We start from the raw sequence: 10742 nt of genomic DNA, 5'->3' as shown, positions 1-10742 counted from the left end.
CGCTAAAAATTTCGGCTAAAGAAAAAATCATGGGGCCACGCAACTGAATATCGCGCAAAGAGGCATATTTCAATTTAAGTAGTCTCCGATACTGTTACAATGTAATTGCCGGCGCTAAAAAGGCCCCCTGATTCTGAAGGGAGGTTGGCCTGCGTTATGATATAATGCAGCCTAAATAAATTGCAGCTTTTCTTCCTCCAGGTCAAGGTATAAAAGGTGCCGCCGGATGATTTCTTCGTCGATGTTCACATCTTCCTTATTTTTGTTAATCAGCCATTTCCTTTGCAGGTTAAGCACATCGCGGTAAACCGATTTAGATTCTTCTGTCATCAATAAACCATCAGCTAATTGATCGTTATTTTGCCACTTAAGCGCCATTTGCTGAAGCATTGGCTGCCTGCTCACCTGCTCGCAGCAGTTTGAATTTAAATATAGCAACGCATGCTGATTTAGCTGTTTCCTGATATCGTTGTAAACTTCTTCGTCGGGCGCCACTTCATCGGGGTCGGTTAAATTCAGTTTCCTGATCAGGTAAGGCAAGGTTAAACCCTGTAGCAATAAGGTGGTTAAAATGACTATAAATGTAATGAACAAAATAAGGTTCCGCTGCGGAAACGCCGCCCCGTTGGCCAGGTAAACCGGTATGGATAAAGCCGATGCCAGCGACACCACCCCACGCATACCCGACCAGCCAATCAAAAAAGGTAGCTTAAAACCAGGATTTCTACTATCGGCAACTGTAATAAAATTCCGGGCTACCAGGGTAACCAGTACAGCTGCAAAGGCTGATAAAATGCGCCCAACAATTAATACCCCGGTTACCAATAAACCATAACCAATAGCCCCGGCTATGGATACCCGTTCGAGCCCGGCGGTAATCTGGGGCAAATCGAGCCCGATGATCATAAACACCAAACCGTTAAGCACAAAGCTAAGGCTGTCCCAAACGTTTAAACCACCCAGTCTCGAGCTGCTGCTCAGGTAACGCAACCGGTAATTGGATAGCAGCAGGCCGCCACTCACCACGGCCAGCACGCCCGAACTATGAACGGCCTCGGCTGCTATATACATCATATAAGGTGTTAACAGGGATAATGCAATATCTGTATTGGTATCGGTTGGCAGGTATTTATGTGTTTTCATAAACATGTAGCCAATAATAAGGCCAATGCCTATGCCACCTGCCAGCATCCACACAAAGCTTAAAGCAGCCTGATGCCAAACAAAGCTGCCGGTTGCCACTGCTATAAGCGCAAAGCGGAAAATAATGAGCGAGGATGCGTCATTTAAAAGGCTTTCGCCCTCCAAAACATATGACAGCCGCTTTGGTACTTTTACAAATTTTAAAATAGCCCCAACGCTCACCGCATCGGGAGGTGAAACTATTGCGCCTAACAAAAAACCAAGTGCCAATGTAAAGCCGGGGATAAAATAATTAACAATCAGCGCCACAGCCAGTGCAGTAAAAAACACAACAAGAAAGGCAAAACTTCCGATGATCCGCCGCCAGTGCCAAAGTTCTTTCCATGAAATGTGCCATGCTGCATCATATAGTAAGGGAGGAAGGAACAAAATAAAAATTAATTCCGATTCGATATGCAATGTAGGCAGGCCCGGGATAAAACTGATGCCCAAGCCGGCCAATACCAGCAAAACGGGGTAGGCAACTTTTATTTTCCTGCTCAGCATGATCAATAATAATATCACAATAACCAGGCATAAATAAAACGGAAAATCGTCAAGCATTTGTACAGGAATTAAACTACAGCCTAATTTATAAAAAATGCGGATGTAATTTGTGGAGATTGCCCCACCCTTTGTAAAAAATTAAAAACCCGACATCGAAAATCCCAATTCCGAAATCCCACTACATCTTTTCGCCAAACGCCAGATCTCCGGCATCGCCCAGGCCGGGTACAATATAGGCTTTACTGGTCATCTCCTCGTCAATGGCGCATACCCATAGTTTGGCTTTAGGCAGGTTGGCGCGTACATGCGCTATGCCCACGGTGCTGGCAATTACGGCGGCTATGTGCAGCTCTTTAATATTATATTGTGCCATCAGCTCCTTACAAACAGATACCAGGCTTTGGCCGGTAGCCAGCATGGTATCGCACAGGATGAGGATTTTATCGTTTAAGTTCGGCGTCGAGATATGGTCTACCTGGATCAGGAACGAGCCTCCTCTTTTTACTTTACGATAGGCGGTTATAAATGCCGATTCGGACTGATCGAAAAAATGCATAAAGCCCTGGTGAAAGGGCAGCCCGGCCCGCAGGATGGTACCCAACACGGGCTGGTCGGCAGGAGTATTGATGTTGGCTATGCCCAAAGGGGTTTGTACTTCTTTGGCTTGATAATGCAGGGTTTTGCTAAGCTCATAGGCCAAAATTTCGCCCAGCTTTTCCTGGTTGCGCCTAAAGCGGGCCTTATCCTGCTGAATCTCCGTATCGCGCAATTCGGCCAAAAACTGGTTGGCAATTGTATTGGTTTTATTGAGGACGAAAATCATGTTTAAAATTAAGTTATTTTGAATGAAACAGTATCATTTATTTCATGGCAAATATTCCTGAGACACGCTTTTCCTCACCAAAACCTGCTAACATTTTAACACTGGCACATTAGTCTATCAAAAATGTGACACGTTAAAAAAAACCTCCGCAACAACATAAAACGGTTAAATCTCGTAAAAAGCTTAGTTTTGATTTCAAATTACACGTCTGAAATTAGCCTGAATCCCTAACACGAGCTCCATTTTTAAGCGAACTGAACTAACATCTATGACATTTTATTCTTTCAGATTAGTGGTCACTTATTTAATGCTTTGTTTTTTGCTGCTTGCCTGCAATAGGGTACAGCCTGCCAACAATATGGGCAAAACAGTTTTTATCAAAAACGAAAACGGCAAATACACCTTGTATCGCAATGGCAAGCCTTTTTTTGTGAAAGGAGCTGCGGGGTACACTAACCTTAAGCGATTAAAAGAAGCCGGAGGCAATACCATAAGAGTTTGGGACACGCTACACCTAGCCAATATTTTAGATTCGGCACAAGCCAACAATTTAGCGGTAATAGTAGGTTTGCCCATGCCGCCCAGCCTAAAAATGGACGAGTTTTACAACACGCCTCAGGCGGCTATTGTTACAAAAAAAATCACCAGTTTAATTAATAAATATAAAAACCATCCGGCGCTTTTATGCTGGTGCCTGGGTAACGAACTGTCATTCCCCATCAGGCCCCGGTTTAACCAGTTCTATACTATTTTTAATAACCTTGTTGACGTTATTCATCACGACGATCCGCAACATCCCGTAACCACAACCACTGTGGGATTCCAAAAAGAAGATATTTTTAACATACAGCATCGCACACCTGTTGATTTTATATCGTTTAACATTTTTGGCTCGATACAAACCTTAAAGCAAAACCTGCAGGATTTTAAATGGCTTTGGAGCGGTCCGTTCCTGATAACAGAATGGTCTGTTGAGGGGCCCTGGGTGGCCGGCAGCCAAAATATATGGGGCGCATATGTTGAAGATAGCAGCACAAAAAAAGCCGAACAATATTTAGCCATCTACCGCAACTATATGCCGGTTGATAATCCCAGGTTTTTAGGATCGATGGTTTTTTATTGGGGGCAAAAACAGGAACTTACGCCAACCTGGTTTAGCCTTTTTGATGAGCAGGGAGCCCAAACCGAGGCCGTAAACGCCATGCAATATTTATGGACCGGTAAAAAGGCCCCAATGAAAGCGCCCGACATTAAGTACATGCTGGTAAACAATAAAGGCGGGCATGATAACATTTTGTTTAGCCCTAAAACCACAACCTTTGCAGTAGCCTATATGAACGAACCAGATACGGCCAAACTAACCTATAAATGGAAACTATTTGCCGAAGATTGGTTTAAGCCCAATGGTATTTTCGGCGAAAAGCCATTAAAGAATATAAAAGACGCATTTACTGAAAATAACGGGCCTGTAGCAAAATTTAAGGTACCGGAAAGCGAAGGCCCCTACCGTTTATATGTTTACGTTTATAACAATACCGGTTACTTTGCAACTGCCAACGTTCCGTTTTACGTGTTGAATAATCCATGAAGAGCAACAGTATAAAACCACCTTCAAAAAAGCAATTGCTTAATTTGAGGCTAATGATTGTGATAGGGCTGGTTTGCATGTTTTTTTTCATGCATAGCTTGCTCCGTACATCAGTGGTTGGTTATAAACCGCTTTACTGGATGCTGATTGTAACTTTTGTTTACACCTTTTTTAAAGTAATTTACGAGTGGTACCATTATTGGTCAATCAGCGTACCCGCCACGCCGCCTGTAACCAGGCAATATACAGTGGATGTTTTTACAACATTTTGCGCAGGTGAGCCCTACGAGATGATTTTAGAAACGCTCACTGCTATCCAGAATATTACTTACCCCCATGAAACTTATTTATGCGATGAAGCCAACGACCCGTACCTGAAGGAGGTTTGCGGGCAATTGGGGGTACATCACATTACTCGTGTTAAAAAAACAGATGCCAAAGCAGGTAACATTAACAATGCCTTGGCTCAATCATCGGGCGAGTTATGTGTGGTACTTGACCCCGATCATGTGCCCTTCCCGGAATTTCTGGATCCCATCGTGTCCCATTTCGATAATCCCGAAATTGGTTATGTACAGGTAGTACAGGCCTATTACAACCAGCGCATAGGTTGGATAGCAAAGGGCGCCGCGCAGCAAACCTACCATTTTTATGGCCCCATGATGATGTGCATGAACAGCTACGGCACCGTGCAGGCCATTGGGGCCAACTGTACCTTCAGGCGTACCGCGCTTGAATCAATTGGCGGGCATGCCGCCGGGCTGGCCGAGGATATGCATACCGCCATGCAGCTACATGCCAAACAATGGAAATCTGTTTACGTACCACAGGTGCTGGCCCGCGGCCTGGTGCCTGCTACCTTATCGGCCTATTACAAGCAGCAAATAAAGTGGTCGCGCGGGGTGTTCGAGCTACTGGTTACCTCCTACGTTAAACTATTCACCAAGTTTACCTGGCGGCAAAAAATCCATTACGGGCTGTTGCCTTTTTTTTATTTATCGGGCTTTATTTTCCTGATTAATTTTTCTATCCCGGTTTTATCGCTGTTCATGAATGTGTATCCGTTAAAAATGGATTTTTCGGACTTTTTGGTTATCAGCGTCCCGTTTATCACCTCGGTTATTTTAATAAGGCACTTTGTGCAGGAATGGGTGATGGAAGATAACGAACGGGGCTTTCATGCAGTAGGAGGGCTTTTACTTATTGGCACCTGGTGGATTTTTATACTGGGCTTTATATATACCATTATCCGTAAAAATGTTCCGTACATCCCTACCCCAAAAGATGTTAAGGATGAGAAAAATTTAAAAAACAACTTGCCAAACATTGCGGTGCTGGTAATTTCACTATCGGCCATTGCCTGCGGCCTTTATTCCGATTGGAGCCCGTTTACCCTTTTTATGTCGGCTATAGCGCTGTTGAATTGCCTGTTTATGGTGTTTATGCTCATCGCGAGTTCTGAGCTCAAACTGCAAATGTTTTTGGGCAACCATAACACCATGTTCAATATTGTATCTAACGTAAAAACAGGCAAAAAGCATTTTTGGCTGTTAAGAAGAAGGGTGTACACCGGGGTGAGAAAAGTTAACCTGATACTTACGGTATTTGTGATATGTATCAGCGTTTACGTTTCCAGGGAAGATACTGATAATGGGGCCGACGTTGGCAATGCAGGCAATTACAGCGTATTACACAATGGCGAAAATTCTATTATTAAGCCTGGTTCTGCAGATACGGCAGGGTTATGGAAAATTATTAACCAGCAGCAATTATATGCTCCGGCTGCCAGGCCTGCCTTGTTACCTGCAGATAGTAATAAAACGGTAACAGACAGGCTTACCCAGCTTAAAAACATCCTTTTAAATCCGCACATATTTCCAGCTGTTAAAGGTGTTATTTATCCCAAAGGCCACTACTGGTATAAAAATATATCGCCGCTCACAAAAAAAATAATCGTCGCCGATTTTAAAGAAATGCGTGCCGCCGGCGTAAATACCATTAAGATATACGGACCTAATATTTACGACCATTCCACTTTTGAGGCCGCCGCGCAACAGGGGCTCAAAATCCATTACAGCTTTTGGATTCCCGATGCCCAAAACTTTATTGACGAGGCCGATAATTTAGACGATGTGGCTAAACTTATCTTGAAAACGATAAACAAAAACAAAACCAATGCCGATATTACCGCCTGGAACTTGGGCAATAGCAGCTATCAGCAATTAAGTAGTTTTTACCATACGCCCCAATTATTTTACGCCCAATACCACTACATCAGGTGGCTAAAACAATTGGTGAACGATATAAAACTTGCAGACCCCACCAGGCCCCTAACCTTTGATGTGTTACCGGTACCTGCATTGGCAACAACACTAAATTTACTGCATGCTCAAATACCCGCCATAGATGCCTTTGGCCTTATTATTAAGGATAAGCCATCATTAAAATACATTACTACCGATATAACAGCCCCTTATTTTATAAGTAATGCAAACCCCATAAGCTTAAAAAATGCTGCATGGCCGCGCGGAGGCATTTTTTATGCCAGCTGGCAGGATCAGCAAAGCGGGCCGGTTACCACCTTTGACGGTTTAAAAGATGTATGGGGACGGAATAAACCCTATCTTCATCAAATAAGTATGGCATGGCATGGCACCATACCCGATAATAATTTGCCCCCGGTGAGGATACTAAAGCCAGCTTTAACTACCAACCCCGGGGCCTCGTTGCCATACAGCGCATTGATATATGCCTATAATAAATGGAATGTTGCTGCTTATTTAAAAACCAACCTGCGTTTTGAATGGTACCTGGTAAAAATTGATGCAATGGGCAGCGCTATCAACATGAGTAAAATTGGCGATGGGCCTACCATATACGTTAATATACCGCCTGGCAGTAATAGTTATCGCTTATACATGGTGGCCGTAAATGGCAATAACGCCAATAATGATTATGTTACGTTAAATACGCCACTTAAAAATTAACAAGCTTGAAAAACATTCGTTCAAAACGTTTGCTGTTTGCAGGATTGGCCATTGCGTTGCTGGCGGTGGTGCTTTGGCTACTTAAGCCGTTGTACCGTTCTTACTATCTTAATATTTATTACCCCTCAAATGAGCGCCTGGGCGGCATTTTTAACGTCAATAATACAGGGACCGATTTGCAGCCGGGTAATGTGGTATCATACAAAGCCACCTGGAGGAACAATGCGCCATGGTATGACAAAGGCGAAATTGAAAAAGAGCTGGTAAAGCACGATGTAATGTTAACTGTTGAAACCTGGCTATCTGGCGTAAACTACAATACCAATGTTTTAACAGAATTAAAAAACGGGAAGTTTGATAAGCAGATACTTGAATTAGCCGCCATAATTTCAAAAGCCCGCAACCAGGTATACGTCCGCTGGAACCCGGACATGGAAGTGCCTACAAATTTTTACCCATGGCAGTACCAATCGCCTCAGAGCTATATCACTTCGTTTAATTACTTTGCAAAAAAGCTAAAACAATACGCACATAGTGCCAAAGTGGTTTGGAGCCCATCGGGCTATCCCGGTGATACCGAATACTGGCCCGGCAATAAATATGTTGATTATGTGAGCATTACCCTTGGCAGCCCTTCAGAAAACAGCGTAAATTTTTATCCGGCGGCCAAAACAACTCAAGGAATGCTAAGGCAAAAGCTGCATCGCTTAAGGTTTATTAATAAGCCCGTATTAATTGTGGATGCAGGGAATATTTCAAATGCAACCTTCCAGCCAACCTGGCTGGCCGAAGAGAAGGCCTACATTAACAGATACCGCCAAACGGTATACTCCGACAGCAATTATACCGATAGCTGCAAAGCCAAGCCCATCAGAAAAGTACTGCAGGTGGGTGTATTTGATCCGAATAAACGGTTGCTTAATCAAAAAAATATTACTGTAGAACATTTATTTACCGATTTTGGCGAGGTAGAGCGTGGCGATTTTGAAAAAAAGTTTTTGGAGGTTACCGGCAGGCACCATGATGTTATTGTTACCATGGAGCCCTGGAAAGATGCCGCCCACAAGGCCGATACCCTGACACTGGAAAGGATATTGAATGGCACTTTTGATCAGCAGATCAAAAAATTATTCAGTATCATTTCGGCAACCAACCAAACGGTTTATTTGCGGTGGATGCACGAGATGGAGATTCCTATTCACCGTTATGCATGGCAAAGCCAGGACCCGGTTACTTATATTACCGCCTACCGTTATTTTATGCAGTTTAACGGCGGGCCGGGCAAAAATGTAAAAAAGGTTTGGGGCCCTGCCGGCGACAGAGGTTCGGCTGATTTTTGGCCCGGCAGCGACGTGGTTGATTTTATAAGTATTGCCATTTATGGCCTGCCCGATAAAAACATAACCGACCCTGATAAACAAGAAGCGTTCAGCACCATATTTAACCGGAAATATTTCAGAATGCGATTTTTGGGTAAACCTTTATTTATCACCGAATTTGGTGTTAAAGGTCCCGAAAGCTTTCAGGACCAGTGGCTTGCCGGTGCCGCCAAAACAATAAATGCCAACCCGCATGTTTTTGGCGTGTGCTACTTTAATTTATATGACAACCCCAAAGCCTGGGGCAGCATTAAAGCCCCCGACTGGAGTATGACACCCAAATCTATGGCCAAGTTTTGCCGCCTGTTGAAGCGGTAAAGCATGAAGCCAAGGTTAGTAGCGGGAGTATTTGCAGCATTTCATCAGGCGCTAACGTAAAAAAGTATCAGCCTTCCGTACTTTTGAATAAGTGGCGCGCCGGGGCATCCGATAGCTTTGCATTATCATTTAACACAAAACGATGTCAAAGACTATTTTCATTACAGGAGCTTCCAGGGGATTTGGAAAAATCTGGACAGAAGCATTTTTAAAACGCGGCGATAAAGTGGCCGCCACCGTGCGCGATCTCAATTCATTACAAGAGCTGGTGCAACAATATGGAAACGCCTTGCTGCCAATAAAACTGGACGTTACCAACCGCGCAGATTGCTTTGCCGCTGTAAAAAAAGCGCAGGACCACTTTGGTGCTATTGATGTGCTGATTAACAACGCAGGCTTTGGCCTTTTTGGTGCTATTGAGGAAACGGATGAACAAAATGCCCGTAAGCTGGTTGAAACCAACATATTCGGTTTATTGTGGATGACACAGGCAATAATACCGGTAATGCGCAAGCAGGGCAATGGCCACATCATCCAGCTGTCGAGCACATTAGGCATTACCCCGGTTCCAATTATGGGGGTTTACAGCAGTACCAAGTTTGCTGTAGAGGGACTTAGCGAAACACTTGCCGCCGAAGTAAAGGATTTCGGGATTAAAGTAACACTCGTTGAGCCCAATGCTTATTCAACTGATTTTACCACTTCCTCGGCCATATATGCCCAACCTATGCAGGAGTATGATGAGGTAAAAAGCGCTTTTCAATCTCGCGTAACAGATGATATCTTTGGTATTCCTGAATCTACGGTGAAAGCAATTTTTAAACTAATAGATTCGCCCCAACCTCCACTCAGGCTTTTCCTGGGGAAATTTGGGTTGCTTTATGCCAAACAGGCTTACCAGGACCGGCTTGCCACCTGGGAAGAGTGGCAGGATGTGGCAGTGGAAGCACACGGAAAATAATTAATTAAAACAAATACAGCAGGGTCTGTGTATAACATCGATCCTGCTTATTTAAGCATATGAAACATTTCAGGAACCTCAGCAATCTTCATAGCAGCCTCGGACTTCCGCCGCCTGAACATCCCATGATCAGCCTGCTCAAATGTGATGCAACCCTTCATGCCAGCGGCAGCCTTAGCATTGTTGAACACACGAGCGATTTTTATTTAATTGGCTTCAAGAAAGTAAAATCCGGCACAATGATGTACGGTAAAACCAAGTATGATCATGCACAGGGAAACATGTTTTTTGTTAGCCCCAGGCAAATTGTAGCACTCAATGAGATGGAAATAGATGGAGATGGATTCCTGATCTATTTTCACGAGGACTTTTTAATTGGTCATCTGCTGCGCAGCGAGATCAGGAAGTACAGCTTTTTTGAATATGAAACCAGCGAGGCTTTGCATCTTGCGCCTAAAGAAGAGGAGCTTGTTTGGGATTTATTTCTTAAAATGGATATGGAGTACCGAAACAACCAGGACGAATATAGCCGCGACATTATACTTTCCCATCTTGATTCAATGCTAAAGTACAGCAGGCGGTTTTATAAAAGACAATTTATTAACCGGGCCGTATTGACGGGCAAAACAGTGTCGAAGTTCAACGAAGTGCTGAACGATTATTTTGAAAAAGGCCTTGTCCGCAAAAAAGGCTTCCCAACAGTAACCTATATGGCATCCCAGCTCGGCCTTTCACCACGATACCTGAGCGATTTGTTGAAACAGGAAACCGGGAAAACAGCGATTGACCACATCCATTTGTTTTTAATCTCCGATGCAAAAAATCTAATTACGGCAGGCGATCAGTCGATTTCAGAAATCGCCTATCAATTGGGGTTCGAAAATCTTCCCTATTTTTCAAAGTTATTCAAAAAAGAAGTTGGCATTAGCCCGAATGAGTTTCGCATTAAACTCAATAATAATTAGTTATTAAACAAGCAACTCATTTGCCATAGCAC

Annotated in this window: 7 protein-coding genes; 5 read left to right on the top strand and 2 right to left on the bottom strand. The window is 43.7% G+C overall.

The window, feature by feature from the left end:
- Positions 1 to 171: 171 nt before the first annotated feature.
- On the bottom strand, positions 172 to 1746 hold the full coding sequence (locus FSB76_RS17620; protein WP_147055580.1) for a Na+/H+ antiporter: 1575 nt from the start codon (positions 1744 to 1746) through the stop codon (positions 172 to 174).
- A gap of 121 nt (positions 1747 to 1867) precedes the next feature.
- Positions 1868 to 2512 (bottom strand): uracil phosphoribosyltransferase, encoded by a 645-nt coding sequence (gene upp / locus FSB76_RS17615; protein ID WP_147055578.1) that lies wholly within the window; start codon positions 2510 to 2512, stop codon positions 1868 to 1870.
- Between the two features lie 268 nt (positions 2513 to 2780).
- Between upp and FSB76_RS17610 the strand changes: the two genes are divergently transcribed.
- From FSB76_RS17610 to FSB76_RS17590, 5 genes are all read left to right on the top strand, one after another.
- Complete coding sequence (locus tag FSB76_RS17610; protein ID WP_147055576.1) at positions 2781 to 4100, top strand: glycoside hydrolase family 2 TIM barrel-domain containing protein; 1320 nt, start codon at positions 2781 to 2783, stop codon at positions 4098 to 4100.
- Positions 4097 to 7087 (top strand): glycosyltransferase family 2 protein, encoded by a 2991-nt coding sequence (locus FSB76_RS17605; protein ID WP_147055574.1) that lies wholly within the window; start codon positions 4097 to 4099, stop codon positions 7085 to 7087. Before FSB76_RS17610 ends, FSB76_RS17605 begins: the two co-directional genes overlap by 4 nt.
- Before the next feature lie 5 nt (positions 7088 to 7092).
- Positions 7093 to 8784 (top strand): glycoside hydrolase family 26 protein, encoded by a 1692-nt coding sequence (locus FSB76_RS17600; RefSeq protein WP_147055572.1) that lies wholly within the window; start codon positions 7093 to 7095, stop codon positions 8782 to 8784.
- A gap of 142 nt (positions 8785 to 8926) precedes the next feature.
- Positions 8927 to 9745, top strand: coding sequence for an SDR family NAD(P)-dependent oxidoreductase (locus tag FSB76_RS17595; protein WP_147055570.1), 819 nt, complete (start codon positions 8927 to 8929; stop codon positions 9743 to 9745).
- 59 nt (positions 9746 to 9804) lie between these two features.
- Complete coding sequence (locus FSB76_RS17590; protein ID WP_147055568.1) at positions 9805 to 10710, top strand: helix-turn-helix domain-containing protein; 906 nt, start codon at positions 9805 to 9807, stop codon at positions 10708 to 10710.
- Positions 10711 to 10742: the final 32 nt, after the last annotated feature.

Source organism: Mucilaginibacter ginsenosidivorax (genome assembly GCF_007971525.1).
GTDB classification, from domain to species: domain Bacteria; phylum Bacteroidota; class Bacteroidia; order Sphingobacteriales; family Sphingobacteriaceae; genus Mucilaginibacter; species Mucilaginibacter ginsenosidivorax.
The sequence above is the reverse complement of the archived record's forward strand: the minus strand, read 5'-3'. Positions and strand labels throughout refer to the sequence as shown.

What these genes read in the sequence shown, in the direction of transcription:
- FSB76_RS17610 (WP_147055576.1), top strand. Translation starts at nt 2,781, where the DNA reads ATGACATTTTATTCTTTCAGATTAGTGGTCACTTATTTAATGCTTTGT.
- FSB76_RS17605 (WP_147055574.1), top strand. Translation starts at nt 4,097, where the DNA reads ATGAAGAGCAACAGTATAAAACCACCTTCAAAAAAGCAATTGCTTAAT.
- upp (WP_147055578.1), bottom strand. Translation starts at nt 2,512, where the DNA reads ATGATTTTCGTCCTCAATAAAACCAATACAATTGCCAACCAGTTTTTG.
- FSB76_RS17590 (WP_147055568.1), top strand. Translation starts at nt 9,805, where the DNA reads ATGAAACATTTCAGGAACCTCAGCAATCTTCATAGCAGCCTCGGACTT.
- FSB76_RS17595 (WP_147055570.1), top strand. Translation starts at nt 8,927, where the DNA reads ATGTCAAAGACTATTTTCATTACAGGAGCTTCCAGGGGATTTGGAAAA.
- FSB76_RS17620 (WP_147055580.1), bottom strand. Translation starts at nt 1,746, where the DNA reads ATGCTTGACGATTTTCCGTTTTATTTATGCCTGGTTATTGTGATATTA.